This window comes from Reyranella sp., assembly GCF_050185545.1.
Classification (GTDB): Bacteria; Pseudomonadota; Alphaproteobacteria; order Reyranellales; family Reyranellaceae; genus Reyranella.
Genome location: NZ_JBFWZI010000029.1, coordinates 15,059 through 39,556 on the forward strand (window position 1 = coordinate 15,059; position 24,498 = coordinate 39,556).

A 24,498-nucleotide genomic window follows, 5' to 3' on the forward strand; every position below is an offset into this window, starting at 1 on the left:
GTGCACACGCTCGCCACGATCTTCTGGCTGTCGACCAAGGAGCTGCGCAGCTTCCTGCGCGATTGGGTACTGCTCGGCCTGGTGATCTACTCCTTCTCGCTCGCCATCATCGCCCAGGCCCAGGGCAACGCGCAGGAGCTGCACAACGCCTCGATCGGCATCGTCGACGAGGACCATTCGGAGCTCTCCAGACGGATCGCGCGGGCGTTTCTGCCACCCTACTTCATGCCGCCCCAGCCCGTCGCGCCGCACGATATCGATCATCTGATGAACACCGGCCGGTTCACCTTCATCGTCGACATACCGCCGCACTTCGAGAGGGACGTTCTCGCCGGCCGCAAGCCCGCGCTGCAGGTCGCCGTCGATGCCACGGCGATGATGCAGGCGGGAATCGGCGCGGGCTATGCCGAGCAGATCATCCGAGCGGAGATTGCGGGCTTCGTCGCCCGCCGGCCGGATGCCGGGCCGTTGCCGGTCGGCCTCGCAATCCGCATCGCCTTCAACCCCAATGTCACGACGGCGTGGTTCACCAGCATCATGGGCATCATCAACAACGTCACCATGCTCGCCATCATCCTCGCCGGCGCGGCGGTGGTGCGCGAGCGCGAGCACGGCACGATGGACCATCTCCTCGCCATGCCGGTGACGCCGTTCGAGATCGTCATGTCGAAGGTGCTCGCCAACGGGCTGGTGATCACCGTGGCGGTCGGCCTGTCGCTCGAGCTCGTGGTGCGCCGGCTGCTCGGTGTTCCAGTGACCGGTTCGGCGCCGCTGTTCATGGCGGGCGTCGTGCTCTACCTGTTCTTTGCCACCTCGGTCGGGATCTTCCTGGCGACCATCGCGCGGACCATGCCGCAGCTTGGGCTGCTGTTCATTCTGGTGGCGGTTCCGCTCAATATGCTGTCCGGCAGTAACACCCCGCTGGAAAGCATGCCGGCGCTTCTGCGCACCCTCATGCAGGTGTCGCCTTCGACCCATTTCGTCTCGATTGCGCAGGCGATCCTCTATCGCGGCGCGGGCCTCGACGTGGTCTGGCCGCAATTTCTCGCCGTCGCCGTCATGGGCGTTGTCTTTCTCGGGTCGGGGCTGCTGCGTTTCCGAAGCGTCGCGTTGGTGAAGGGATAGCTGGGCGACGCTAGACGCCCATGGTCACCGATGCCGGAAGCGGCCGCAGGTGGCTCTTGACCCGCCTGACGCCAGGAACATTCTCCGCAGCGACCCGATAGGCCCTTCTGACCTCGGCGCCTGGCACGAATCCCCAGAGATGGACCACGCCGGCATTGGCCAGGATGTTGACGGGCCAGCTCGAGCTCCAGCGGTGTTTCTCCAGCGCCGTTTCCACCGCGCGGCGCAAATCCTTGTCCGATGGGTGACCCGGCTCGCTGGCAGGTTCGCGCGAAAGCAGAGCCTGCAGGATGTCGGCCCGGCTCACGACGCCGACGACGATATCGTCCTTGACGATCGGCAGGCGCTTCACGCCGTGCTTGTCCATCAGCTCGACGAGGGCCGGCAACTCGGTTTCCTCGGCAGCCGTGATCACCCGTGTGGTCATAACTTCGCTGATTCGTCGCGAATGGGCCTGGATGAACTCGTGCGCGGCCGTATCCTTGTCCGCGACCAGCCGCGACAGCCAGGATTCCCGGGCTGTTGTGCCAATCTCGCCACGTCGCATCAGGTCGGCCTCGCTGATGATGCCGACGATCCTGCTCTGGGAGTCGACCACGGGCAGGGCACTGACGCCGGCACTCAACATCAATTCCGCGGCCTCGAAGATCGATGCGCCTTGGTCCACGCAAATCGCCACCTCGGTCATGATATCGCCAGCGCGCATTTGAGGTCCTCCACGTTTGGTGCTCGATCGCTTGTAGGGCTCGACGCGCCCGCGCGACTTGATTGAAGTCAACGACAGGGACGCGTTCGTATCGGCGTCAGGGTGTCGTCACCTAGTGCGAAAGGAGTGCGCACCTGTCGCCGGCAAGCAGTTCGCTCGTGATTCCACCCAGCACCCACCGACCCTGGCGAACGTAACCGTGGGCCCCGGCGACAATGAGGTCCGTGCCCATTTCGCGCGCAATCTCGATCAGTTGTGCGGCATTTGCCCTGCGTGGCGGCACTGTCCTGGATTTCGCGACGATGTCGTGACTGGCAAGCCAAGCCCGAACACGCTCGACGCTGTGGCGGGCCGCCGCTGCGTCGCCGGCATCCTCGATTCCGACAATCGTCACCGCCGTCGCCTTGGCGAGAAGCGGCAAGGAGTCGGCCACAGCCCGCCGGGCTTCACGCGTATCCTTCCAGGCCACCATTATTCGATCGAGGGCCGGTGGCGGCGCCGGCGGAACGAGCATCACCGGGCGCCCCGCCTCCATGACGAGATCGCAGAGGTCGGGTTGACGCGTCGCATCCATGGCAGTACCGGCGGCAGGCAGCGGGACCACGAGCAGATCCGCCGATGCGGAGACTTCAGCCAGGTGAGCGGCAAGCGGCTCGAGGCCAGTGTGCGCGTCCCAGCTTATGTTGCCTCCACGATCCGCCAGGGCGGTCCGGAACTGCATTTCGACATCATGCATCTGCCTTTGGATCTGCATGCGATCCTGGTCGAATACGCTTGCAGGAATGGCGTAGTCGCGACAGATGGTGTGGACGGGCCGGCAGGCGGCAACGCCGATCACCTTGGCATCGAGCTTCCGGGCAAGCCGGGCGGTTGCCTCCAGAAGGGACGCATTTGCGCGGCCAAGGATTGGCACGGTCATCAGTGTTCGGTAGCTCACCTGTTGAGTTCCCAATAGTCGTCGTGGCCCTTGTGAAATTTGCGCTTTACCGCCGTCCAGGCCACGCGATGGGCGATCTCCTCGCGTCGTTGATGGTCGGCGTAGGTGTTCCAGGCATCATTGAATGCATGGCGGTAGATGTCCTGGGCCGACGGCGGCAGGTGCCGGCGGACCGATGGCGGCAGCTCGATGTTGGACGGGTAGGGCATGAAATCATCCCCCTCTATAAGGCAAACCTCGCCTCGGCCCGGTCTGGCGCCCTGGAGCGCCGACGACCGGGCATTTGCGGCCGGAGAGCGTCGGCCAGCAGGGTGTCAGGCGGCCTTGATCGCAACCTCCTTGACTTGTGCCGGCGGATTGGCCGTCTTGGCGATTTCCAGCGTCAGCACGCCCTTGGCGAAGGTGGCGGAGATGGCGTTGCGGTCGACATCGGCGGGCAGCGTGAAGGAGCGCGTGAAGCTGCCGTAGCTCCGCTCGGAGTAGTGCGTCTTGTCGTCCGACTGCTCGACCTTCTTCTCGCCCGAGATGGTGAGGAGGTCGCCATCGACCTGGACCTTGACATCCTTGTCGTCCAGGCCCGGCAGCTCGACGGTGACGGTGTACGACTTGCCGTTCTCCTTCACCTCGACCTTGGGCATGTGCTCGAAGGCCCGCAGGGCCTGCGGCTCCCTGGGGGGCGCGATGTCACTCCAGCCGGAGGGCCAGCCTCGCAGCATGCGATTGAAGATGTGGTCGAAGTCGCCGCCGAAGGGCGACAGGGTACGTAGGCCCATCAGGGACCTGGGTTCTGTCATGTTGACCTCCATGGCGGATCGTGATGATCCAAGGGAACACCTACGGCGTTTCATCCGTCGTTCACTTGACCGAAATCAACCGGCAGGGCGTTTCGCCGGGCCAAGATGCGAAGCTTCGGAGGACAGCGTCATGAAGTCGGTCAATCCCTACATCGGGCCGCGGGATCGAATGATTATCGAGCAACTCGCCGCCAAAGGCGTGCGCGACGAGCGGGTTCTCGATGCCATGCGCCACGTCGCCCGTGAGGCTTTTGTTCCGGAGGAGCTGCGTGAAGCGGCGTACGCCGACCAGCCCCTGCCGCTCGGCGAGGGCCAGACCATCTCACAACCCTATATCGTGGGCGCGATGACCGAGGCGCTCGGCCTGGAGGGGGGCGAAAACGTCCTGGAGATCGGCACCGGCTCAGGCTACGCCGCGGCGGTGCTTGCCCACATCGCGCGTGTCGTGCACAGCATCGAGCGAATCCCGGCCCTGGCCCGACGCGCGCGCGAGACACTTCGGCGGCTGGGCTACGACAGGGTGGAGGTCATCGAAGGCGACGGCAGTCTCGGGTGGCGGCCGGCCGCTCCCTATGATGCAATCGTGGCGACCGCGGAGGGACCTTGCATTCCGCCGTCGCTGCGCGCCCAGCTCAAGCCTGGCGGGCGACTCGTCATGCCCGTCGAGGACGCCGCCTGCGGCCAGGCGCTGGTTCGCCTGGTCAGAGGGACCGACGGTGAGGATCACGTGGAAAGTATCCAGCCCGTGCGCTTCGTGCCGCTGATCGGTGCCGAGGGTTGGCCCGACGAGGATGCCTGGCTCGCGAAGATGCGCGCCGACGCGGGCGAGAGCTTCAGTCGCGAGAGCTATCGATGAAGGTCGTCGTCTCGGGCCGCCCTCCCCGCGACGAACCCGTCGAGATCGTCGAGCGGAAGGGCCTCGGACATCCCGATTCGATATGCGACGCGCTTGCCGAGAACCTGTCCCGCAACCTTTGCCGGCACTACCTCGATCGGTTCGGCGTCATCCTGCATCACAATGTCGACAAGGCGCTGCTGTGCGGTGGCAGCACGATTCCCGCCTTCGGCGGCGGACAGGTGAAGGAGCCGATCGACATTTATCTGTCAGGTCGCGCCGTCGGCGCCGTCGGCAACCAGGTCATTCCCATCGACGAGATCGCCATTGAAGGCTCGCGGACCTGGCTGCGCGAGACGCTGCATGCGCTCGACGCGGACCGACATGTCCGCCTGCACTGCCAGGTGCGCCCCGGTTCCCAGGCCCTCGCTGACCTCTATGGTCGCAGCGCGGCGGGGACGGTGCTGGCCAATGACACCTCGATCGGCGTCGGATATGCCCCCCTGAGCGCCCTCGAGTTCCTCGTGCTTCGGGTCGAGAACGTGCTGAACGGCCGCCAGCGCGCGGTGCATCATCCGGCCTGGGGTGAGGACATAAAGGTGATGGGCCTGCGGCACGGCATGGTGGTGTCTCTGACGATCGCTTGCGCGATGATCGACCGGCATCTCGGCGGAGTGGACGACTATCGCGCCGAGACGGCGGCAATCCGCCGTTTGGTGCAGGACCTTGCTGCCGAGCATGGATTCGACGATTGCCTTGTCATGGTCAACATGGCCGACGCGCCAGACGCCTCCTCGCTCTATCTCACGGTGACCGGCACCTCGGCCGAAGCGGGCGACGATGGCGAGGTCGGACGCGGCAACCGTGTCAATGGCCTGATAACGCCCTACCGCCCGATGAGCCTCGAGGCGGCGGCCGGCAAGAACCCGGTGAGCCATGTCGGAAAGATCTACAACATCGTCGCCCGCGAAATCGCCGAGGCGGTCGTTTCCAGCGTCGCCGAGGTCGCCGCAGCCGAGTGTCACATGGTGAGCCAGATCGGCAAACCCGTGGACATGCCGGCGCTCACGCATGTGCGGCTCGCGACCCACGACGGCAGCCCGGCCAACCGGCTGGAGGCGACGGTCGGAGAGATCGTTGCGCGTCAGCTGCGCGGCGCGGCGAGCCTGGTTGATCGCCTGGTCGCCGGCTCCATCCAGGTCTATTGACGCCATGAAGACGCGACGCAGCCAGTCGACGCCGCTCATGATGAGCTTTCGCGGAGGCGTTCCTGACAACGCCGTACATGACATCGCCAGGGCACAGGCCGAGGCGCTGGAGCGGCTGTATGGCAAGCCGCTCTATTGCCATCTCGTCGTCAAGGTGCCCGAGGCAGAGGGTGTGGACACCTGTGCGGTCAGTCTCTACCTGACGCTGCCGGGTCACATCGACCTCAGGGTCGAGCCATCCGACCACCCCGACCAGCAGTTTGTCGATCCCGGGCGGGCCATCGTCGACGTCTTTCAACGCGCCCGAGGCCTGATTGCCGAGCGCTTCGCCCATCGGCGGCGCAGGAAGCTGCAGCGCTTGGCAGCGCCATTGACCTGAGTCAATGTCACTCCGCCGCGAATTGAGATCATTGCTGGTGCCAGCAGCGGAGAAATGATGAGCTACAAGACGATCCTCGTTCAGTGCGATGCCGGAAGGGCGGCGCCGGCGCGCCTGGAATGGGCGGCGACCCTGGCGGAGCGCCATCAGGCCCATCTCATCGGGCTTCACGCGAGGCCACCGTTCGAGCCGGTGGTCGCCGACGGCGGAACCTTCGCCATGGACCTCCTCTTCAAGGACCACGAGGAAGCACTGGCGGAAAGCGAAAGCGTTTCTGCCAAGGCTTTCGCCGCCGCGGTCAAAGGCAAGGCGCTCTCCAGCGAATGGCGCTCGTCCAGCGGCTATGCCGACGCTCTTCTGACCGTGCATGCGCGCTATGCCGACCTGACGGTCGTCGGCCAGCACGACCCTGAAGCGTCTTCCGGACTGACGCCGCCGCCGGATCTGCCGGAGACCGTGGCGCTCGGGACGGGGCGGGCCGTCGTGGTCGTGCCCTTCGTCGGCGTTCCGACGTCGCTGGGCCGCAAAATCATGCTGTGCTGGAATGCCAGCCGCGAGGCGGCGCGTGCGGCGACGGACGCCATGCCGTTGCTGCAGGCCGCCGAGGCGGTGACCGTCCTCATCGTCGATCCTGCGAGCTCCGAGGCCGGGCACGGCAGCGAGCCCGGGGCCGACGTTGCAACCTGGCTCAGCCGGCATGGTGTCAAGGTGACCGTGCAACGCGACGCGGCGGCCGATGCCGATGCGGGCAATGTCATCCTGTCGCGCGCCATGGATCATGGCTGCGATCTCATCGTCATGGGGATTTACGGTCATTCGCGACTGCGCGAGCTTGTGTTGGGGGGCGTGAGCCGGACGATGCTGGTCAGAATGACCATGCCGGTTCTGATGGCGCACTAGGTCGATTGCGGATCGCGGGCAAACCATGGTGGTCGCAGAAGCGGGCGATGCGGCTCTGCATGTCACGATCCGCACGGCATCGCCGGTGACGCTGCACGACCGCGCAAGCTGGCGCACGGATGGCAACAGCCCGGTGCGGCTTGCGCATGACGGGGCCACGGCGTTCTACTCGAGCTACGCACCGATCGGACACACGCTGCGCCGACGTGGCAGCCGCGACCTCCGCTTCGAGGAACCGCCCGTTGCGGTGACGCTGCTCGACGACCCCGATCCGCAGGTCGGCAAGTGGATCGAGGCGATCTGGCAGGATCCCGGCGGTGCCCTGCATGGCTGGTATCATGGCGAGGAGCCGGTGCCCGGCTCGACCAAGCTGTTCGTGCCGCACATCGGCCGCCTGCTGTCCCGTGACGACGGGTTGAGCTGGCGCTGCCGCGGCGAGCTGCTCCGCCTGCCGGGCGACCTGGTCGATCCTTCGTGGCAGAACGGCTTCGTTGCCGGCGGATACGGCGATCTGTGCGTCATTCCCGATCGCGCCGGCAAGACGCTCTATCTTTTCTTCACGAGCTTCCATCCCGACGAGCAGGCCCAGGGAATCGCCGTCCTGCGCTTGCCGGCGGCGGATCCGCTGGCGGTACCGGAGCTGTGGGGCAGGGACGGTTGGTCCACGAGCCGTCATCCAGCGCCGCGGCCGCTATGGCCGGTCGTGCGCGGCTGGAGGCACGCCGACCCCGACAGCTTCTGGGGTCCCGCGGTTCACTACAACCGCGCACTCGAGGCCTATGTGATGCTGCTCAACCACACGGCCGGCGCCGACGGTGATCTGGTGCAGGAGGGCATCTACGTCAGCCTCAATCGCGACCTTGCCGACACGCAAGGCTGGAGCCGGCCATTGCAGGTCGTGCGTGGTGGCGGGTGGTATCCGGAGGTGGTCGGCCTCGAGGACGGTTGCGGTGACACCGAGGCCGGTGCGGTCGGCCGTTTCTTCATGGCGGGCTTCTCGGCCTGGGAGATCGAGTTCTCGCGTCCCGTCGCCGGCCGCACGACCGGCCGGCCCCTGGCTCCCACGAGACAGGAGTTCGCACACCTGTTCGGAAGCGATCGCCGCTGCCCCTGGTAGAACCACCGATCAGGCGGGCTTTGGCGCCTCGACGTGGTGCTCGGCGTCGTGGACGATCTGCATGGTCCTCGCCACGCTCTCGGGATTGACGCTGATCGAATCGATGCCGATCTGTGCCAGGAACGACGCCACGGCCGGATAGGTGGCCGGTGCCTCGCCGCAGATTCCGACATGTCGGCCATTGCGGTGCGCACCGGTCACGGCGAGCCGCAACATCTCGAGAACGCCGGGGTCGCGTTCGTCGAAGTCGAACGCCACCAGCTCGGAATCCCGATCGACGCCGAGCACGAGCTGCGTGAGATCGTTTGAGCCGATCGAGAAACCGTCAAACAGCCTGGCAAAGGCGTCGATCTGAATGACGTTGTTGGGAATCTCGCACATGACATAGATCTCGAGCCCATTGTCGCCGCGCCGGAGCCCGTGCTCGGCAAGCGCCTCGATCACGCGCGATGCCTCGTCGACCCGTCGGCAGAACGGCACCATGATGCGCACGTTTGCAAGGCCCATGTCTTCGCGCACGCGTCTCAGCGCGGCGCATTCCAGGGCGAAGCCCTGGGCGTAGGCCGGATGGGCGTAGCGTGCGGCACCGCGAAAACCGAGCATTGGATTCTCCTCCACGGGCTCGAAGTCGCTGCCGCCGAGCAGCTTGGCATACTCGTTGGTCTTGAAATCGGACAGCCGGACGATCACGGGTTTGGGATGGAAAGCCGCCGCGATCGTGCCGATACCCTCCGACAGGCGCTCGATGAAGAACTGTTCCGGCTTGGCGTGGCGTCGCGTCAGCCGCGCGATCTGGTCGCGATCTGCCGCGGCGGTCACCCTGTCAGGGCAGGCCAGCGCCATCGGATGCACGCCGATCTGGTTGCTGATGATGAATTCCATGCGAGCCAGGCCGACGCCGTCATTGGGACGCATCGCGGTCTTGAAGGCGAGGTCGGGATTGCCGAGATTGACCATGATCGGCGTGCGCGGCCGTGCCAGGCTGGCAAGGTCGGTCGTGGAGATCTCTATCGGCAGGAGACCGGCATAGACGCGGCCGGTTTCGCCTTCGGCACACGATACCGTCACCGGCGCACCGTCCTTCAGCAGGCTGGTGGCATTTGTGGCGCCGACGATAGCGGGAATGCCGTGCTCGCGCGCCACGATGGCGGCGTGACATGTCCGGCCGCCCCGGTCGGTGACAATGGCGGCTGCCTTCTTCATCGCCGGCTCCCAGTCGGGACTGGTGACGGCGGCGACCAGGACTTCCCCGGGCTGGAAGGCGGCAAGCTCGGCGGATCCGGAAATCAGCCGTACCGCGCCGGCAGCCGCCTTTTCGCCGACGGCACGCCCTTCGACAATGGCGGGCCCGGTGGCGTGAAGCCTGTAGGTCTCGATGGCGGCTCCCCGCCGGCGCGAAACTACGGTCTCGGGCCGCGCCTGGACAATGTAGAGCTCTCCCTCCGGACCATCCTTGGCCCATTCGACGTCCATTGGCCTGGGCTCGCCGGCGAGGCCGGAATAGTGCTCCTCGATTCGGATCGCGCAATCGGCCAGGGTCAGAACCTCGGCGTCGCTGAGGCAGAAAAGGTCGCGCTTCTCGGATGGCGTGTCGACATAGGTCGTCGAGCCTGATGCAACGCCTTCGTCATAGACGAGTTGTCGCTGCTTGCCGCCCAGCGCCCGGCGCAGCACGCATCGGCTACCGGCGCGAAAAGTCGGCTTGTGGACGTAGAACTCGTCGGGATCGACCTTGCCCTGCACGATGCTTTCGCCGAGCCCCCATGCGCCGGTCACCAGAACGACGTCGCGAAAGCCGGTCTCGGTGTCCAGGGTGAAAGCGACGCCGCTGGCGGCGAGATCGGCGCGCACCATCTTCATGATGCCGACGGACAGGCCGATCTTGAGATGGTCGAAGCCGTTGACGTTGCGATAGACGATGGCGCGGTCGGTGAAGACCGATGCGAAGCAACGCCGGCAGGCCTCGACCAGCTCATCGATGCCGCGGACATTGAGGAAGCTCTCGTGCTGGCCGGCGAAGCTCGCTGTCGGCAGGTCCTCGGCGGTGGCGGAGCTGCGCACGGCGACCGGAACGCCGGCGCCGTACTGGGCTTCGAGCTTGCGATAGTTGTCCGCGACCGGCGCGCGTACCAGCTCCGTCCCCGTCGCCTCGAAGACGATCGCCCTCGCCTCGGCGGCGACGACGGCCAGACGGGCGACATCATCCGATCCGGCGCCCTGCAGCACTGCGGCCAGCCGTGGCCAGGCTCCCGCGGCAGTGAGCGCCGAGCGATAGACGTCGGCGGTCAAGGCAAAGCCGTTGGGCACCCGCACCCCCTTCCCCGAGAGGACGGAGTACATTTCCCCCAGCGACGCATTCTTGCCGCCCACGGCGGCGAGATCGCCGGCGCGGATCTCGCTGAACCAGCGGACCGCTTCACCCGACACCTGCGCCGGCTTCCTGATTTCGGCCGACGCCGACGTCGACCGCGGACCGGCTGTGGCGTCCTGGCTCACGACGCGCGTTCTCAGGCGACCAGCATGGCGGTCTCCTGGACCGCGGGCGTGGTACCGGTCAGGGAAAGCGTGGTGAACAGGTCCGTGAGCCTGCCGGCCTCGTTCATGTAGTCGGCCGCCATCTGCAATCCCCATTGCTGCTGCACCTGCAGCAGCCCGGCGAGGTCGCGCGTCGCCATTAGAGCCTCCAGGCTGTGGCGGTTCTCCGCCAGCCGATGATCGACGAATCGCGCGATCTCCTGCTGCCACCCCGTGCAGGCCTCGGTACAGCTCTGCAGGGCGTCGGTCGCCGCTAGCGTCGCCATGATCATGGGATCCGCCATCGTGGTCATTGCGTCCTCCATCCTTGCAATCCACCCTAGGCGTCGAGCCTGCGCAACGCCATCTTGTCGCAGAGGCTGATCGATCGGCCGGCCGGCAGAAGCCGGATCAGGCCACTGCGCGCGAGGTGGCTGAGCGTGCGCGATACCGTCTCGATGGTAAGGCCGAGGTGATCGGCGATGTCGGAACGCGACATCGGCAGCTCGAGAGTCTCGTCATCCTTGGAAAGGCGTTGCGCCATGTCCAGCAGGAAGGTCGCCATCTTTTCCTGGGCGGCTTTGCGGCCGAGCAGCAGCATGTGGTCGTAAGCGCGTTCGAGGCTGCGCAGCGTCGCCGACATGATCTTGTCGCGGAACGCCGGATCGTCCTGGATGAGGGCGGTAAGCCGGCTGCGGCGATAGGCGATTACAGCAACGTTTCCGATGGCTTCGGCGGAAAAGCGATGCTCGTCGCCGGCCTCGATGCCGAAGAGGTCGCCTGGCAGATGGAAAGCGTCGATTTGCCGCCGACCGTCGCTCAGCAGCTTGCACGAGCGGATGGCGCCCGACACGACCTGGTAGAAGAAATCGGCTTCGTCGCCTTCGCCGAACAGCTCCTCGCCCGGGCCGAAAGCCATCTGGATTCCGGCCGCTGTCTTCTCTGCCCTGTCTTGCCGCAAGGCGAAGGGTGCTGACGAGAACTTGGCGGCGAATGTGGCGTTCCGGACCTGCATGGTTGTCTCCCCGAGAGGCTTGCGATGCCGGTTGGATAGCCCTCGGCGCGACGATCGACCATTCGGGAGTTGAACTAAGGGATTCTACGATGGTGGCAGCGCAGGTCCATACGGTCGGCGCTGCCGGACAGGGATGCGGGCAAGGGTCAGTCAGCCTGGCCGGCCGCGTCGGGCCTCAGCCGGGAAAGATGGTCGATAGCGTCGGCATACAGCCGGTACTTGACCTCGACGACGGACAGCTCGCGCGCCCAGTTGACGAGATCGCCCCACGGGTCGTTCAGCTTGCCCATGCCGCCTACGATCGCCACGACGGTGCCGACCTCGATGTGGCCCTGCAGCGCCTGCCAGCCGCCGACGCCCAGCGCGACCGCCACCGCCGAATGATGCATCACGTTCATCAGGAGGTTCATCGTGAACTTCAGCTTATAGATTCCCATGTTGAGGGCGAAGACACGGTTGATCGGCTTCTCGACCCGGCTCCATCCGTTTCCCGCGGCGATGGCGGTCTTGACGATTTCGCCGCTCAGGCCCCGCTTGGTGATGATGCGCGACTGCGCACGGCGGTTGATGGCCAGCTGCAGCAAGGGTACGAACACGAGCTGGGGCAGGAAGAAGGCCAATGCCAGAAGGGTGAGGCCCGCATCGATGTAGAGCATGTAGCTCATGACGCTGACCAGAATCCCGGCTTGCAGAAGCGGCTCGGAGATGCTGATGCCGGTGAACCCGCCGACCGGCTCCACCTCCTCGAGGATGACGGAGATCTCCACCCCGGCGTCATTGGCCGTCGTGCAGCCGGCTGACCGCGCGCTGTCGCCGGCCCGGATGCGCAGTGTCCGCACGGAATTCTCCGATACCCATCCACGATAAATGTTGAGGGCGAGCTTGAGGCTCTGCTCGGTCAACGCCACGGCGCCATAAGCCATCGCCAGCCACAGGACCGTCTCGAACGCTCCGCGATCGACGACCGTGTTCACGATGCGCCGCTGCAGCTCCAGCGGAGCGGCGCTCAGCAGGAAGACCGCGATCGACAGGATCGCAAGACCTGCCTGGTGCCGTCCCGTGAAGCGCAATGCGTAGCCGATGATGGTGCGCGGCATGCGAATGCGGCCCTCAGGCCGCCGCAGACAGAGCCCCGCGGATATGGTCGACCAGGGCCGCATCCGACAAAGGCTTCTCGAGGACCTGCATGAATCCCTTCTGCTTCGCCAGGCCGCGCAGGTGCTTGGTCACTCTGCCGCTGATCAGGATGGCAGGAAGCATGATATTGCGCCGGCGCAGCGCCCTTATCAGATCGATGCCGTCGCCCCCGGGCATGTGGTAGTCGATGACCAGGCAGGCACGGGTTGGCAGGGCTGAGTCGGCGAGCAGCGCTCGAGCGCCATCATAGAGCTTTACCCGAAACCCCTCCACCTCCAGGGCGAACTTCAGGGCAGCCCGAACGGCGGCGTCGTCGTCGACGACCAGGACGGTACCCGATTCAGGTGACATTGAAACACAATCGTCACTGGAGCCGGGCCACGCATTGATCCACCGCAAGCCCTCCGGTGCCCTGCTACTGGCTGCTTGCAATGAGGACCATGCGGACCAGCTCCGAGAGGCTGTCGGCCTGCATCTTGGTCATGACATGGGCGCGGTGGATCTCGACGGTGCGCGGGCTGATGCCGAGCTCGCAGGCGATCACTTTGTTGGCATCGCCGGCCACCAAACGGTCGAGCACCTCGCGCTCCGGGCCGGTCAGCTGGGCCATGCGTTCCTGGATTGCCGTTGCCCGTGCCGTCCGGTCGGCATCGTCGACACGAGGAGGGATCAGGGCGGCCCTGACGGCCGACAGCATGGTCTCGTCGTCGAAGGGTTTCTCGATGAAGTCCACGGCGCCATTCCTCATGGCCTCGACGGCAAGGGTGACGTCGCCGTGACCCGTCATGACGATCACCGGCAAATGCACCTCGAGCTCGAGCAGTCGGCGCTGCAGCTCCAGGCCATCCATGCCCGGCATCCGGATGTCGGTCACGACGCAGCCGCTCTGAATTTCGGGTACGAGCTTCAAGAAGGAGACCGCCGATTCGTGGATTCGCACAGCCAGCCCGGCCGCGCTCAGCAGAAACGCCAGCGACTGTCGAACGTCGTCGTCGTCGTCGATGATATGAACCACGCCCTCAGCCGGCATTATCGGCCTCCTCGACCTCGGCCCTGCGCAAGGTGAACCGGAAGATCGTGCCGCCGCCTGGCCGGTCCTCGACCCAGATCCTGCCACCATGGGCCTCCACAATGGTTCGGCTTATCGAAAGCCCCAACCCTATGCCCTTGGGCTTGGTGGTGACGAACGGCTGGAACAAATGGCTGGCGACTTCGGGCGCCAGCCCCAAGCCGGTATCGGAGATGCTGATTTCGGCAAAGTCGCCGGCCAGTGCTGCGGTGCTTATCTCGAGGCGGCGCTCGGCAGGTACTTCGAGCATGACCTCGATGGCGTTGCGGATCAGGTTGACGAGGACTTGCTGAATCTGAATACGGTCGGCCAGCACGAAGCCGGCCCGAGGGTCGAGTCGGTAGGTTACGGTGATGCCGCCCTCGTGGGCGCCAACGAGGCCTAGGGCGCTTGCATCCTCGACCAGCTTGGCGAGGTTCTCGACTCGGCGGTCGCTTTCGCCGCGTGCCACGAATTCACGCAACCGGCGGATGATGTGACCGGCGCGCAGCGCCTGGTCCGCCGCCTTGCCCAGCGCTTCGCGCAGCATTGGCGTCGATTCAGTTTCGATCTTGTCGAGCAGGCGCTGGCTGCCACGCAGGTAGTTGCTGATCGCGGTCAGCGGCTGGTTGATCTCGTGAGCGAGTGTCGAAGCCATCTCGCCGAGGGCCGTATAGCGCGACATGTGCGTGACTTCCAGCTGCAGCTCCTTGAGCCGGGCTTCGGTAAGCTGCTGGGCGGTCAGGTCGCGGATGAAGCCCGTGAAGTAGTGCCGCTCGCCCGACCGCAGCTCGCCAACAGTGAGGTGCATGGGGAAGGTCGTGCCATCCTTGCGCTGGCCGACCACGATGCGGCCGATGCCGATGATGCGCCGCTCTCCCGTGGACAGGTACCGCCTTAGGTAGGCATCGTGCTGCTCGCGATCAGGGGAGGGCATGAGGCGGCTGACGTTGTCGCCAGCGATCTCGGCCAGCGAATAGCCGAACAGCTGCTCGGCCGTGGTGCTGAGCGATTCGATGCGACCGTGATCGTCGATGATGATCATGGCGTCCGGCACGGTCTGAAGGATCGATCGCAGCCGGGCTTCCGCTGCCTCCAGCGCCGCTGCCGTCGCCGAACGATCGTCACTGTCGGATGCTGCATCGAGGCTGTGCACTATCCATCGCACGGCTCCATCGGCGTCCAGCACAGGGATGTTGGTCATGCAGACTGAGCGAGGCGACCGGCGGGCTGGAGACCCGGCGACAGGCGTCGGAACTGGCGCCGTCACCTGATGCGGGCGGCGCAGGCTGAGCACGCTCTCGAGGGAGGTGAGCAGGAGCTCGACGGCCGCGTCCTCACGGAAAACCTGCCGGATTGGCTTACCGATCAGCGTGTCGCCCGGAACGCCCTGAAGGCTGCTATAGCCCTCGTTGCAGGCGATGATCGTGAGCTCGGGTGAAAGGGCAAGCTCGGCACGTTGCGATGCGTGGATCATCCCAACAGCGGCGGCATAAAGCTGTTCGCCCGAAGTCTCGTTCATCGGTTCCGGCCTCTAGGCCAAAATACAGACTGTTCCGCGCTGGTGCGAGGGTCTTCGTCCAGGCGCGCCTTCTTCGCGCCGAAACGGTCGCGCCGCGCACCGGCCGTGCATATCTCACGATGCTTCAGTGCCGACCTCGGGCGATCGCAGCATATCCAGGCCGAACAGGAGGACCCCTACGCGGCTTGCCGAGGAAGCCCATTCGGCCAGGCGGGGATAGTTGTCGACCAGCCAGTTGAAGGCACCCTGGACCGCGGCAAAGGCCGCCGCCGCTTGCGTGACCTCGCCGAGCGACATCGTGCCGTTGATGTATTGAGGCACGCACAGGATCAGGCCGACCAGCGGGGCAAGCAGGGTGTTGCCGTGCGATACCAGCGTGGTTCGCACGTGCTGTCCGCACAGGTGGCGCCATTGGCGGATGACCTCGGCCAGGGCGAGGTTGACGGATGCGTCTTGCCCGTCCTCCACGGGGGGCGCCGCCCGGGGCAGGCTGCGGAGATGGGTCACCGCGAACTTGAGCTCCGATTCGGCCTGGTTCTTGCGTTCGATGACGTGGGCCATCCGGCTGCCGACCAGGACCACGGCCCCTGTCGTCAATGCGGCATAGGCAATGCTGGCGAACACCAGATAGCCGGGCAGCTCCAGGCTGGTTCCGAATCCATCGATCTTCAGGGACCCACCGACCGTCCACAGCACCACGACGAAGGTCGCTGCCGTCAGCAGTGACGACAGCAATCCGACCAGCAGGTCTATCGGCGCGTCGGTGGCGATGCGCGCGTCCTCGGCGATACGGTACTCGGCGAGCTGCGGCTCGCCCGGACCGTCGTCCAGGCGACGGTAATTCTCGTTGCTGAGCCAGAGCGCGAGCAGTTTCGTGGTAAGCCATTTGCGCCAGGACCTTTGAAAGCTCATGCGACCCCACACGGCGAGGACGGCGAGCCCGATGCTGCCGGCCGCAAGCGCGGGCAGCAGGTAGGTCTGCTGCAGGATTTCCCGACCCTCGCGCAGCTCCAGGGCGTTGAAGAAGTCACGGTTCCAGATATTCAACCGATATTGCACCAGAAGCTGCGCTACGACGCAGACGACGAGCAGCGCGATCAGGGCCCACGGAATCCAGGCGCTGCGGCCAGACCAGAAGCCCATGGCGGTGCGCCAGAAGCGACGCAGCGGCGCGGCTCCTACAGCGGACGGATCATCCCCGTTCATGGGCCAGGGCCATCAGGCCGACAAACGTCGGATCGCGCCGCGTGACAACTCTGGTCGGAACGCGGGCGAGATAGCGCTGCAGCCGCCCCTTGCTCTCGAAGCGCTCGCGGAACGGGGAATCGCCCAGGTGGTCGACGATCTTGGGAACGATGCCACCTGCGATCAGCACCCCTCCCCTCGCGCCGAAGCTCAGGGCGGCGCTACCCGCGACCGAGCCCAGGAAACCGCAGAACATGTCGAGCACCCGCCGTGCCGTGTCGCACGTCCCGTAGATCGCCTCGCGCACGACCTGCTCGGGGGTGGCTATTGGCACGTGCGCCTGGCCGTGTACCGTCAGGGCTTCATGCAGGTTCATCAAGCCGCGCCCCGACAGGACGCGCTCGGCCGACACATGGCCGTAGCGGTGGCGCAGGAAGTCGATGACAGCCGCCTCGGTTGCGTCCGTCGCGGCGAGCGTGGCGTGGCCGCCTTCGCTCGCCAGCACCTTGCTCCCGCCTGGGCCGGCGATGAAGCAGGCCATCCCGAGACCGGTTCCGGGCGCCAGCAGGACGACCGGATCAGTGGCCAACGCGGTGCCGCCGCCGACGCCCACGGAATCCTCGGGAGCGAAGCGAGGAACGCCCCAGGCAAGAGCCTCGAGATCGTTCACCAGCCTGACGCTGCGCAGATGGAACGCCTGCCTGAGCTCCTCGCACGTCATCACCCAGGAGACATTGGTCAGCGCGCATCGGCCACCCTCGACGGGGCCCGCCGCGGCGATCACTGCACGATCCAGGATGACGCCGTCTTGCGCACGGGTATTGAGGAAATGCCGAATGGCGTCGATGGGGCCGGCATAGGCGCCGGTCGACACGGCTTCGATGGCGCCAAGCTCGGCGCCCTTCAGCACGGCGAAGCGCGCCCATGTCGCGCCGATGTCGGCGAGGAGGCAGGTGGTCATGTTGCCACCCTTTCGGCAGCAGCCTTGATGGTCGCGGCGTACCAGCGTGCCGAGGCCTTGGGAACCCGCCGTTGCGTCGGATAGTCGACGTAAACCAGCCCGAACCGGTTCTGGTACCCCGCCCCCCATTCGAAATTATCGAGAAGCGACCAGACGAAATAGCCGCGCACGTCGGCGCCGAGCTCGACCGCCTCCCCCAGGGCATTGATGTAGCGCGAGAAGTAGTCGACCCGCTCGAGGTCGAGAATCTCGCCGGACGCGTCGGGCTTCTCGACTGCGCCGGCCCCGTTCTCCGTCACATAGAGAGGCAGCCCGTAACGATCGTGGGCATCCAACAGCACGTCACGGAAAGCCATCGGGTCGATCTGCCAGCCGACCGGCGATCGCACCACGTCCGCCGGGGCGTCCGCCCAGGCGAAACCGAGTGGGGAGGCCCCCTCTGCCTTGGCATAGATGGGCGAATAGTGGTTGACGCCGAGCCAATCGACTGGCCGGCAGATACGCTCCATGTCGCCCTTGCGGCGATGCAGGTCGATGCGGCCCCGCAGCGAGGCGGGATAGTCGCCGAGGAGCTGGGGATCGGGAAATGCCCTGTTCCAGAAGTCGTCCAGGATGGCGGCCGCCTTGCGATCGGCCGGAACCTGCTGGACCGGGCGGCTGGGTTGCATGTTGTGGATGACGCCGATCGACGCTGCGGCGACTTCCGCGCGCAGGACGTCGACCGCCGTGCCGTGCGCCAGGTTGACGTGATGGACGGCCGCGTAAAGGGAATCGTGATCGTTCGTCGCCGGTGGATGCCAGCCAAAGGAATAGCCGAACAGCGTAAATACAGCAGGCTCGTTGAAGGTTGCAAAGCGCTTGACGCGGTCGCCGAGCCGGCGGGCCACCACCTGGGCGTAGTCGGAGAACCATTCGACGACGTCGCGATTGGTCCAGCCCCCCAGCTCCTGTAACGCTTGCGGCAGATCCCAGTGATAGAGACAGAGCCAAGGCTCTATGCCGGCCTGCAGCAGGCCATCCACCAGGCGGTCGTAGAAGGCGATGCCGGCTTCGTTCACCGGACTGCGGCCCGTTGGCAGGATGCGCGGCCAGGCGACCGAGAAGCGGTAAGCGCCCACTCCGATCTGCTGCATCAGGCCGATGTCCTCGCGGTAGCGGTGGTAGTGGTCGCATGCCTCATCGCCGGTGTCGCCATTGGCGATGCGGCCCGGCTCGCGGCAGAAGCCGTCCCAGATGCTGGCGCCGCGCCCGTCGGCCTGCGCGGCCCCCTCGACCTGATAGGCGGAGGTCGAAACGCCCCACAGGAAGCCGCACGGCAACGGCTTGCGGCCGACCGGGCGTCGGTCGTTCGCGCCTCCGGGAAAAGCGGTTTGCAGGCTGACCATTAGAAGCACGCTACACCTGTCCTTCATGGCGGCGATTGAGGTATCTCAAGTCCCGCCTGAGCCGGCAATTGATCTGGAACAAGGCCGCTGGCGCGTTCATCCGCTATGCAGGGGTCGACACGCGGGAGAGGATTATGCGTGCGATCAAAGTGATGACGCGGCCGGTCGTGACAGTACCGGCCGATGCAACGGTCTGGTCGGCTGCCGGCATCCTGCTGGGCGCCCGCATCAGCGCGGCACCCGTGGTCGACCCCGACGACCGCATGATCGGTATCGTCAGCGAGGCCGACCTGATGAATCGGCCGGAACTCGGCACCGTGCCCGGGCGCTCATGGCTGCAGCGGCTGCTTGCCGACGAGGTCGTGCTGGCGCGCGATTACATGCGATCCCACTCCCATCGAGTGACGGACGTGATGACGCGCGACGTCGTCACGGCGCAGGAGAACGCCGATCTCAGGGAGATCGCCAGCCTCATGCAGCGCCACGGCATCAAGCGCGTGCCGATCGTGCGCGACGGCAAGGTGCTGGGCATCGTCAGCCGGGCCAACCTGCTTCAGGGTCTCCTGGCACGCGAGCCGCGGTCAGCCGGCGGCACCGCGCTGGACGAGGACCTGCGCGAAGCCGTGCGCGAAGAGCTGGGCAGGCACCCCTGGAGCTCGGGCGTCGGCAACGTCGTCGTCGAAGGCGGTGTTGTCCATTTGTGGGGTCAGACGCGATCGGCATCGGTGAAGGAAGCGGTGAGGGTGGCGGTCGAGAACGTTCCCGGCGTGAAGCGAGTCGTGAGCATGATCGTCGTGCTGCCGGTCGAGGCACTCATCTGAACCTCTCGATCAGCTCGCCTCGTGGCAGGCGGCGATGGCGTTCGCCACGGCGCGAGTAGCGTCAACCACGACGATTTGGCCGACACTCTCCCGCGCCAGACGGAAGCTGGGCACCGTGTTGGCAACAACAATCCCGCTGAAAGAGCTATCCGTCATCAGCTCACGTGCGCCCTCCATGAAAAGCCCGTGGGCGGCCCCCGCAAAGACGCGCCCTGCGCCGGCGGCTCGGCATGCCCGGGCAGCCCGGACCAGCGTGCCACCGGTGCTGATCAGATCGTCGACGATGATGGCCGTCGCGCCGCGCACGTCACCGGCCAGAACCTGCCCGCTGACCACGCCGGCGCTGCGGCTCTTCTCCATGAAAGCCGAGCCAACGTCCTGGCCGGTCAGCGATTGCAGCTCCTCGCGAAAGCGCTGGGCGCGTTTGGCGCCGCCGGCGTCCGGCGAAACGGCGACAACCGATCCGCCGCGGAGGAGTGGAGCGAAATGAGCCGCCAGGATCGGCGCGCACTCGACGTGCCAGGTCGGGCAGCGAAAGGCGTTCTCGAAGGCAGCGACGTTGTGAACCTCGACCGTGATGACCCGTCCAACGCCCATCGCCTCGAACAGCGACGCGACATACCGGCTCGTGATCGGGTCGTTGGCCTTGGTACGGCGGTCCTTGCGAGCGTAGCAAAGATACGGGATCACTGCCGTGACGTCGGCGGCTCCCGAATCGCGCAGGGCGCCGCAGAAAAACAGCAGGCGACACAGCTTGTCGTTGGCGCTCTGGGCATCGTCACCATGCAGCGAGTGCACGACATAGGTGTCGCAGCCGCGAACCGCCTGCAAAGGGCGTGCCTTGTGCTCGCCGTCCTCGAAGTCGCGTTCCTCGTGTGGAGCCAATGCTGTCGCGAGATGGGCCGCGATGCGCTCGCCGAAGGGCCGGCTTCCCTCCAGGGCAAAGATCGCCAGTGGTCGTCTGCTCATGGCCTCCTCGCTTCATCCATCTGGGTAGCGAGCCCACGCAGCGCCGGGCTGATCTGGACGGGCACGCCCGCTTCCTCCAGCCGGCGCAGCGGCTCGGGAAGGCTCTCGAGGGAGGTGGCCGCGTGCGCGCGCGTCTGCGCCAGCACTGGCAGGTCCTTCACACGCCGCCCAGCGCGCAAGACTGGAAGGAGCAAGGGCTCTCCTGACGCCACCTCCTCCGCCAAGGTGACCGTGTCGCGGGCAATGGTCCCGTCCGCGTGGAACTGCCGCCAGACCTGCTTGCGCCCCGGCCAGGTCGCCTTGCCTTCGCTCAGCTTGCGCCTCGGGCGACCGGCATACTCCTGCAGCTTGTAGGCGCAATCGAGCGCCGGCGCGTCGGACGAGGTCGTCAGACTGGTGCCGATGCCGAATGAATCGATGGGTGCCCCCTGACGAACGAGGGCCTGGAGGCTGTGCTCGTCGAGACCGCCGCTGGCCATGATCCGGACTTGGCGCAGGTCTGCGGCGTCCAGGATCGCCCGCACATTGCGCGCATGCATGGCGAGGTCGCCACTGTCGAGGCGGACGGCGGCAACGGCGATCCCGCTGGCGGCAAGCCGCGGCGCCAGGCGGACCACCAGCCGCGCGCCGGCCTCGGTATCGTAGGTATCGATCAGCAGCGTCAGGCTCCCGGGCCGTGCCAGCGCGAACCGCTCGAGCGCCGTCGCCTCGTCGTCGTGAGCCTGAATGAAGGAGTGCGCCATGGTGCCGAACATGGGCACGCCGAAGGTGCGATTGGCCGCCAGGGTCGCTGTGCCGGCGAAGCCTGCGAGGTAGGCGGCGCGCGCCGCCAGCAACCCGGCCTCCGCTCCATGGGCGCGGCGGAATCCGAAATCGACCAGGGCCCTTCCGGGGGCGGACAGGACCATGCGGGCTGCCTTCGAGGCGACGATGGTCTGGTAGTGGACGAGGTTGATCAGCCGCGATTCGACGAGCTGTGCCTGAGGCAGCGGCGCGGTGATGCGCACCACGGGCTCGTCGGCGAAGAACACGGTGCCCTCGGCCATGCTGTCGAGGTCGCCGGTGAAGCGCATATCGACCAGGCTGTCGATGAAGCCGGACGAGAACAGGCCGGTCGAACGCAGCCACGCCAGTTCCTCGGGCGAATAGCGCATCTGTTCCAGGAAATGAACGAGCTGCTCGAGACCAGCCATCATGAGGAAGCCGCGCCCCGCCGGCAGCTTGCGCACGAACAGCTCGAACACCGCGCGCTCGCTCATGTCGTGCCGGCGGTAAACCTCCATCATGGAGAGCTGATAGAGATCGGTCAGCAGCAGGCTGTGATCAAGCATGGCTCATCGCGTCCTGCCGGCGGACCGCCACGCCCTGTCGGCATCGGCCAGGTAGGCAAGCGCAAGCGGTCGCCATTTTTCCGGCGACCTCGGCCTTTCGTCGAGAAGATGGGCGATCGCCAGGCGGGCCCGCAACGTGGCGCGATACGAGGCGTAGAAGGTGAAGAGCTCCGGCGCGAAGCCGCCGGGCAGGGTGGCGGCAACCTGCCTCACGACATAGGTTCCGTGCCGGGCAGCGCCAAGCTGACTGCATTCGACGGCGAGCGCTGCCAGCTCGTCGAGGGGGTCGACGGCCCGGAGATCGGCGTTGAACTCGAGGCAATCGATGACACGGACCGGTGGTTCCGGCCAGATATGCTCCGGTCGAAGATCGCCGTGTCCATCGACAATCAGGTGGTGCTGCACCCGCTGCAGTAGAAGCCCCGCATGCTGACGCAGGAACTCCTGTTGCCGGCGATGGATGCGCCTCACCAGCGGCTCCGGCAGGCCGAGCCGTGGGAGCATCAGAATGCGCCGGTTGGCGAGCAGGCTGCGCCGCCAGCGGTCCAGGTGGATGGCCGGTGAGATGGCGATGCGGGGGGCGCGCCGATAGAACCGACAGAGGACGGAAACTAGCGGGTTGAGCTGCCACGGCTGTATCCGGCGCGCGAGCAGCAGGCGCTCCAGCGTGCGGTCCTCGTCCAGGCGCTGCATGACCACCAGCCAGTCGACGATCTCGCCGGGACCGCCGATGCGCAAGGTGTCGCCACGGCATGTCAGGGGAGCCAGGGCCTTGTAGACATCGGGCGCCAGCCGTCGGTTCAGCACAAGTTCGGCTTGGCAGGCGACATGGCGACGCTCGAGCGAGGAGAAATCGAGAAAGGGAAAGCGAACCGGCTTCTTCAGCTTGTAGACCCGATCGGCCGTCGCAAACAGCCATGACATGTGCGTCTCGCGGCAGCCGATCGGACCCGTTGCGCCACAGTACGCTTCCCGCGTTCTCAGGAACGCCACCTTCGCGGCAAGCGGCACTTCCCGCGAGCGGCACGCAATGCCTTTCGAGTCACACTCGGCGGCAGGAAGGGCTGCGCCGCGCACCATCAGCGATAGACCAGGACGGGTATCGAGCTGTGGGTCAGCACCTTGAGCGTCTCGCTGCCCAGCACGAGGGCAGAGACGCCGCGCCGACCGTGCGAGGCCATGGCAATCACGTCGCAACCGAGCTGTTTGGCGGTGTCGATGATCGCCTGGTAGGGGTGATTGTGCTCGACTTGGACGACATTGCATTGCACGCCCTGGGCCTTGCACTTGCGCTCGGCGTCACCGAGATATCGCGCAGCCTCGGCCTTGACGTGCCTCTCGTAGGTCTCCTTGGTGTTGGCAAGCTGCTTCGAGCCTGTCGACAGGACATGGAACGGCTCGGTCGCCGTGACGATGGTGACCTTGGCGCCGGCTTCGCGGGCAAAGTTCACCGCCTTGTCGACAGCCGCCTCCGACAGGAGAGAGCCATCGGTGGCGACGAGAATGTGATTGAACATGGTCCTCCTCCCGCGTGTACCATTCAGGCGGCGGCGAGACTAAGGGCTCGACGGAGCACACCGCCTTGACCTGCCTCAACCTGTGTGCCGGTTGATCTCGATCAAGTCCTCGACCGTATCGGTACGATATGAACGTTCAGGAGCGAAGTCATGACCAGGCAATCGATGGGCAGTGTTGCGCGTCCCGCATCCGCGTCCGACGTCCGCCACATCCTGGGGGATCTCGACGATGGGAAGGTCGCCGCGATTCTCGCACTGAAGCCGAGCCTCGCGGAGCTCGAGGATGTGGCCATATGTATGGCTGGCGATCACGATGTCCTGGCCAAGAGTGGTCATCATGTTCCCGTGACGGCTGCGCGAATCATCGAACTGCTGGCGGAAGGCGAAGAAGAGCCCGAAAGGTGAATCAATCGCTACGGAGCGCCCCATGCCATTTCGCAACAGGCAGGAGGCAGGTACGCGGCTTGCCGCCGCCCTCGCATCGTTCAAGGCTCAATGCCCCGTCGTCCTGGCCCTGCCGCGGGGCGGCGTGCCGGTTGCGGCCGAAGTCGCCGTCCGCCTTGCAGCGCCGCTCGATCTGGTACTGGTGCGCAAGATCGGCGCACCTGGGCAACCGGAGCTCGCCATGGGTGCCGTCGCGGAAGGTGATCCGCCCGTGACGCTGCGCAACGAACTCGTCGTTCGGGCGCTCCGCATCGAGGAGCGGGAGTTCGAGCGCGTCAGGGACCGCGAGTTGATCGAGATCGAGCGCCGACGCCAGGCCTATCTTGGTGACCGGCCGCGGATCGATGTTGCGGGCAGGCTGGCGATACTGGTCGATGACGGCATCGCGACGGGCATGACCATACGGGCCGCTGCTCGCGCCATGGCCAGTCGCAGACCGAGCCGTGTCGTCATCGCCGCTCCCGTCGCTGCCCTCGACGTTGCAACCGATCTGCGGCGAGAGATCGGCGACGTCGTCTGCCTCGAAGAGTACGAACATCTCTTCGCCATCGGCCGGCACTACGCCGACTTTTCGCAGGTCAGCGACGAAGACGTACGCCTGATCCTGAGCCGCCAGCCAAGCCTCGTCGCCTGAGTCCTGTTTCGCGT

27 protein-coding genes are annotated in these 24,498 nt (G+C 66.0%); 9 read left to right on the plus strand and 18 right to left on the minus strand.

The features are described from left to right. Window positions 1-1,125, plus strand: coding sequence for an ABC transporter permease (locus AB7O82_RS10875; RefSeq protein WP_428538129.1), 1,125 nt, complete (start codon window positions 1-3; stop codon window positions 1,123-1,125). Between the two features lie 10 nt (window positions 1,126-1,135). Here AB7O82_RS10875 and AB7O82_RS10880 read toward each other — a convergent pair whose 3' ends face one another. The 4 genes from AB7O82_RS10880 to AB7O82_RS10895 form a co-directional block, all read right to left on the minus strand. Beyond that, the gene (locus tag AB7O82_RS10880) at window positions 1,136-1,813 is read right to left on the minus strand and encodes a CBS domain-containing protein (protein WP_428538126.1); all 678 of its coding nucleotides are present in this window, start codon (window positions 1,811-1,813) and stop codon (window positions 1,136-1,138) included. Between the two features lie 130 nt (window positions 1,814-1,943). Continuing rightward, complete coding sequence (locus tag AB7O82_RS10885; protein WP_428538123.1) at window positions 1,944-2,768, minus strand: universal stress protein; 825 nt, start codon at window positions 2,766-2,768, stop codon at window positions 1,944-1,946. Continuing rightward, a complete protein-coding gene (locus AB7O82_RS10890; RefSeq protein WP_428538120.1) occupies window positions 2,765-2,977 on the minus strand; it encodes a ChaB family protein in 213 nt (70 codons plus the stop codon). Before AB7O82_RS10890 ends, AB7O82_RS10885 begins: the two co-directional genes overlap by 4 nt. Window positions 2,978-3,082: 105 nt before the next feature. Further along, complete coding sequence (locus AB7O82_RS10895; RefSeq protein ID WP_428538117.1) at window positions 3,083-3,562, minus strand: Hsp20/alpha crystallin family protein; 480 nt, start codon at window positions 3,560-3,562, stop codon at window positions 3,083-3,085. Between AB7O82_RS10895 and AB7O82_RS10900 the strand changes: the two genes are divergently transcribed. Genes AB7O82_RS10900 through AB7O82_RS10920 form a run of 5 tightly spaced genes read left to right on the plus strand, consistent with a single transcriptional unit; the run spans window position 3,561 to window position 8,001 of the window. Continuing rightward, entirely contained in the window at window positions 3,561-4,418 is an 858-nt protein-coding gene (locus tag AB7O82_RS10900) for a protein-L-isoaspartate(D-aspartate) O-methyltransferase (RefSeq protein WP_428538114.1), read from the plus strand. The two genes, AB7O82_RS10895 and AB7O82_RS10900, sit on opposite strands and share 2 nt — an antisense overlap. After that, the gene (locus AB7O82_RS10905) at window positions 4,415-5,605 is read left to right on the plus strand and encodes a methionine adenosyltransferase (protein WP_428538111.1); all 1,191 of its coding nucleotides are present in this window, start codon (window positions 4,415-4,417) and stop codon (window positions 5,603-5,605) included. Before AB7O82_RS10900 ends, AB7O82_RS10905 begins: the two co-directional genes overlap by 4 nt. A 4-nt stretch (window positions 5,606-5,609) precedes the next feature. Further along, a complete protein-coding gene (locus tag AB7O82_RS10910; RefSeq protein WP_428538108.1) occupies window positions 5,610-5,984 on the plus strand; it encodes a hypothetical protein in 375 nt (124 codons plus the stop codon). A gap of 57 nt (window positions 5,985-6,041) precedes the next feature. Beyond that, on the plus strand, window positions 6,042-6,884 hold the full coding sequence (locus AB7O82_RS10915) for a universal stress protein (RefSeq protein ID WP_428619365.1): 843 nt from the start codon (window positions 6,042-6,044) through the stop codon (window positions 6,882-6,884). Window positions 6,885-6,909: 25 nt separating this feature from the next. Beyond that, on the plus strand, window positions 6,910-8,001 hold the full coding sequence (locus tag AB7O82_RS10920; RefSeq protein WP_428538102.1) for a hypothetical protein: 1,092 nt from the start codon (window positions 6,910-6,912) through the stop codon (window positions 7,999-8,001). A gap of 9 nt (window positions 8,002-8,010) precedes the next feature. Here AB7O82_RS10920 and ppsA read toward each other — a convergent pair whose 3' ends face one another. From ppsA to AB7O82_RS10970, 10 genes are all read right to left on the minus strand, one after another. Then, window positions 8,011-10,428, minus strand: coding sequence for a phosphoenolpyruvate synthase (gene ppsA, locus AB7O82_RS10925; RefSeq protein WP_428619399.1), 2,418 nt, complete (start codon window positions 10,426-10,428; stop codon window positions 8,011-8,013). An 80-nt stretch (window positions 10,429-10,508) separates the two neighbouring features. After that, a complete protein-coding gene (locus AB7O82_RS10930) occupies window positions 10,509-10,829 on the minus strand; it encodes a hypothetical protein (RefSeq protein WP_428619368.1) in 321 nt (106 codons plus the stop codon). Between the two features lie 26 nt (window positions 10,830-10,855). Continuing rightward, complete coding sequence (locus AB7O82_RS10935; protein ID WP_428538096.1) at window positions 10,856-11,530, minus strand: helix-turn-helix domain-containing protein; 675 nt, start codon at window positions 11,528-11,530, stop codon at window positions 10,856-10,858. Window positions 11,531-11,676: 146 nt separating this feature from the next. Then, a complete protein-coding gene (locus tag AB7O82_RS10940; RefSeq protein ID WP_428619370.1) occupies window positions 11,677-12,627 on the minus strand; it encodes an ABC transporter ATP-binding protein in 951 nt (316 codons plus the stop codon). A gap of 13 nt (window positions 12,628-12,640) precedes the next feature. Further along, window positions 12,641-13,066, minus strand: coding sequence for a response regulator transcription factor (locus AB7O82_RS10945; protein WP_428538090.1), 426 nt, complete (start codon window positions 13,064-13,066; stop codon window positions 12,641-12,643). 16 nt (window positions 13,067-13,082) lie between these two features. Further along, complete coding sequence (gene fixJ, locus AB7O82_RS10950; protein WP_428619372.1) at window positions 13,083-13,697, minus strand: response regulator FixJ; 615 nt, start codon at window positions 13,695-13,697, stop codon at window positions 13,083-13,085. Continuing rightward, window positions 13,687-15,237, minus strand: coding sequence for a PAS domain S-box protein (locus tag AB7O82_RS10955; protein ID WP_428619375.1), 1,551 nt, complete (start codon window positions 15,235-15,237; stop codon window positions 13,687-13,689). Before AB7O82_RS10955 ends, fixJ begins: the two co-directional genes overlap by 11 nt. 114 nt (window positions 15,238-15,351) lie before the next feature. Continuing rightward, the gene (locus AB7O82_RS10960; RefSeq protein WP_428538081.1) at window positions 15,352-16,380 is read right to left on the minus strand and encodes an SbmA/BacA-like family transporter; all 1,029 of its coding nucleotides are present in this window, start codon (window positions 16,378-16,380) and stop codon (window positions 15,352-15,354) included. Between the two features lie 49 nt (window positions 16,381-16,429). Beyond that, entirely contained in the window at window positions 16,430-17,383 is a 954-nt protein-coding gene (gene glk / locus AB7O82_RS10965) for a glucokinase (RefSeq protein ID WP_428619377.1), read from the minus strand. Beyond that, window positions 17,380-18,768, minus strand: a complete 1,389-nt coding sequence (locus AB7O82_RS10970) for a GH1 family beta-glucosidase (protein WP_428538075.1) — start codon at window positions 18,766-18,768, stop codon at window positions 17,380-17,382. Before AB7O82_RS10970 ends, glk begins: the two co-directional genes overlap by 4 nt. Window positions 18,769-18,902: 134 nt before the next feature. Here AB7O82_RS10970 and AB7O82_RS10975 point away from each other — a divergent pair, with 134 nt between their 5' ends. Then, on the plus strand, window positions 18,903-19,589 hold the full coding sequence (locus AB7O82_RS10975) for a CBS domain-containing protein (RefSeq protein ID WP_428538072.1): 687 nt from the start codon (window positions 18,903-18,905) through the stop codon (window positions 19,587-19,589). 9 nt (window positions 19,590-19,598) lie between these two features. Here AB7O82_RS10975 and AB7O82_RS10980 read toward each other — a convergent pair whose 3' ends face one another. The 4 genes from AB7O82_RS10980 to AB7O82_RS10995 all read right to left on the minus strand — a co-directional run bounded on the left by AB7O82_RS10980 (window position 19,599) and on the right by AB7O82_RS10995 (window position 23,406). After that, window positions 19,599-20,558 (minus strand): ribose-phosphate diphosphokinase, encoded by a 960-nt coding sequence (locus AB7O82_RS10980; RefSeq protein WP_428619380.1) that lies wholly within the window; start codon window positions 20,556-20,558, stop codon window positions 19,599-19,601. After that, window positions 20,555-21,889: a nicotinate phosphoribosyltransferase gene (locus AB7O82_RS10985; protein WP_428538066.1), complete on the minus strand. Its 1,335-nt coding sequence runs from the start codon at window positions 21,887-21,889 to the stop codon at window positions 20,555-20,557. Before AB7O82_RS10985 ends, AB7O82_RS10980 begins: the two co-directional genes overlap by 4 nt. Before the next feature lie 3 nt (window positions 21,890-21,892). Beyond that, a complete protein-coding gene (locus AB7O82_RS10990) occupies window positions 21,893-22,813 on the minus strand; it encodes a hypothetical protein (RefSeq protein WP_428619383.1) in 921 nt (306 codons plus the stop codon). 155 nt (window positions 22,814-22,968) lie between these two features. Next, window positions 22,969-23,406: a universal stress protein gene (locus AB7O82_RS10995; protein WP_428538060.1), complete on the minus strand. Its 438-nt coding sequence runs from the start codon at window positions 23,404-23,406 to the stop codon at window positions 22,969-22,971. A 150-nt stretch (window positions 23,407-23,556) separates the two neighbouring features. Here AB7O82_RS10995 and AB7O82_RS11000 point away from each other — a divergent pair, with 150 nt between their 5' ends. After that, complete coding sequence (locus AB7O82_RS11000; RefSeq protein WP_428538057.1) at window positions 23,557-23,811, plus strand: hypothetical protein; 255 nt, start codon at window positions 23,557-23,559, stop codon at window positions 23,809-23,811. A 22-nt stretch (window positions 23,812-23,833) separates the two neighbouring features. Then, complete coding sequence (locus tag AB7O82_RS11005; RefSeq protein ID WP_428538054.1) at window positions 23,834-24,484, plus strand: phosphoribosyltransferase; 651 nt, start codon at window positions 23,834-23,836, stop codon at window positions 24,482-24,484. Window positions 24,485-24,498: the final 14 nt, after the last annotated feature.

Excerpts from the sequence above, each read along its gene's own strand:
- AB7O82_RS10880 (WP_428538126.1), bottom strand. The coding sequence starts at position 1,813 with ATGACCGAGGTGGCGATTTGCGTGGACCAAGGCGCATCGATCTTCGAG.
- AB7O82_RS10890 (WP_428538120.1), bottom strand. The coding sequence starts at position 2,977 with ATGCCCTACCCGTCCAACATCGAGCTGCCGCCATCGGTCCGCCGGCAC.
- AB7O82_RS10900 (WP_428538114.1), top strand. The coding sequence starts at position 3,561 with ATGTTGACCTCCATGGCGGATCGTGATGATCCAAGGGAACACCTACGG.
- AB7O82_RS10895 (WP_428538117.1), bottom strand. The coding sequence starts at position 3,562 with ATGACAGAACCCAGGTCCCTGATGGGCCTACGTACCCTGTCGCCCTTC.
- AB7O82_RS10905 (WP_428538111.1), top strand. The coding sequence starts at position 4,415 with ATGAAGGTCGTCGTCTCGGGCCGCCCTCCCCGCGACGAACCCGTCGAG.
- AB7O82_RS10910 (WP_428538108.1), top strand. The coding sequence starts at position 5,610 with ATGAAGACGCGACGCAGCCAGTCGACGCCGCTCATGATGAGCTTTCGC.
- AB7O82_RS10915 (WP_428619365.1), top strand. The coding sequence starts at position 6,042 with ATGAGCTACAAGACGATCCTCGTTCAGTGCGATGCCGGAAGGGCGGCG.
- AB7O82_RS10920 (WP_428538102.1), top strand. The coding sequence starts at position 6,910 with ATGGTGGTCGCAGAAGCGGGCGATGCGGCTCTGCATGTCACGATCCGC.
- AB7O82_RS10930 (WP_428619368.1), bottom strand. The coding sequence starts at position 10,829 with ATGACCACGATGGCGGATCCCATGATCATGGCGACGCTAGCGGCGACC.
- AB7O82_RS10935 (WP_428538096.1), bottom strand. The coding sequence starts at position 11,530 with ATGCAGGTCCGGAACGCCACATTCGCCGCCAAGTTCTCGTCAGCACCC.
- AB7O82_RS10940 (WP_428619370.1), bottom strand. The coding sequence starts at position 12,627 with ATGCCGCGCACCATCATCGGCTACGCATTGCGCTTCACGGGACGGCAC.
- fixJ (WP_428619372.1), bottom strand. The coding sequence starts at position 13,697 with ATGCCGGCTGAGGGCGTGGTTCATATCATCGACGACGACGACGACGTT.
- AB7O82_RS10955 (WP_428619375.1), bottom strand. The coding sequence starts at position 15,237 with ATGAACGAGACTTCGGGCGAACAGCTTTATGCCGCCGCTGTTGGGATG.
- AB7O82_RS10960 (WP_428538081.1), bottom strand. The coding sequence starts at position 16,380 with ATGGGCTTCTGGTCTGGCCGCAGCGCCTGGATTCCGTGGGCCCTGATC.
- glk (WP_428619377.1), bottom strand. The coding sequence starts at position 17,383 with ATGACCACCTGCCTCCTCGCCGACATCGGCGCGACATGGGCGCGCTTC.
- AB7O82_RS10970 (WP_428538075.1), bottom strand. The coding sequence starts at position 18,768 with ATGGTCAGCCTGCAAACCGCTTTTCCCGGAGGCGCGAACGACCGACGC.
- AB7O82_RS10975 (WP_428538072.1), top strand. The coding sequence starts at position 18,903 with ATGCGTGCGATCAAAGTGATGACGCGGCCGGTCGTGACAGTACCGGCC.
- AB7O82_RS10980 (WP_428619380.1), bottom strand. The coding sequence starts at position 20,558 with ATGAGCAGACGACCACTGGCGATCTTTGCCCTGGAGGGAAGCCGGCCC.
- AB7O82_RS10985 (WP_428538066.1), bottom strand. The coding sequence starts at position 21,889 with ATGCTTGATCACAGCCTGCTGCTGACCGATCTCTATCAGCTCTCCATG.
- AB7O82_RS10990 (WP_428619383.1), bottom strand. The coding sequence starts at position 22,813 with ATGTCATGGCTGTTTGCGACGGCCGATCGGGTCTACAAGCTGAAGAAG.
- AB7O82_RS10995 (WP_428538060.1), bottom strand. The coding sequence starts at position 23,406 with ATGTTCAATCACATTCTCGTCGCCACCGATGGCTCTCTCCTGTCGGAG.
- AB7O82_RS11000 (WP_428538057.1), top strand. The coding sequence starts at position 23,557 with ATGACCAGGCAATCGATGGGCAGTGTTGCGCGTCCCGCATCCGCGTCC.
- AB7O82_RS11005 (WP_428538054.1), top strand. The coding sequence starts at position 23,834 with ATGCCATTTCGCAACAGGCAGGAGGCAGGTACGCGGCTTGCCGCCGCC.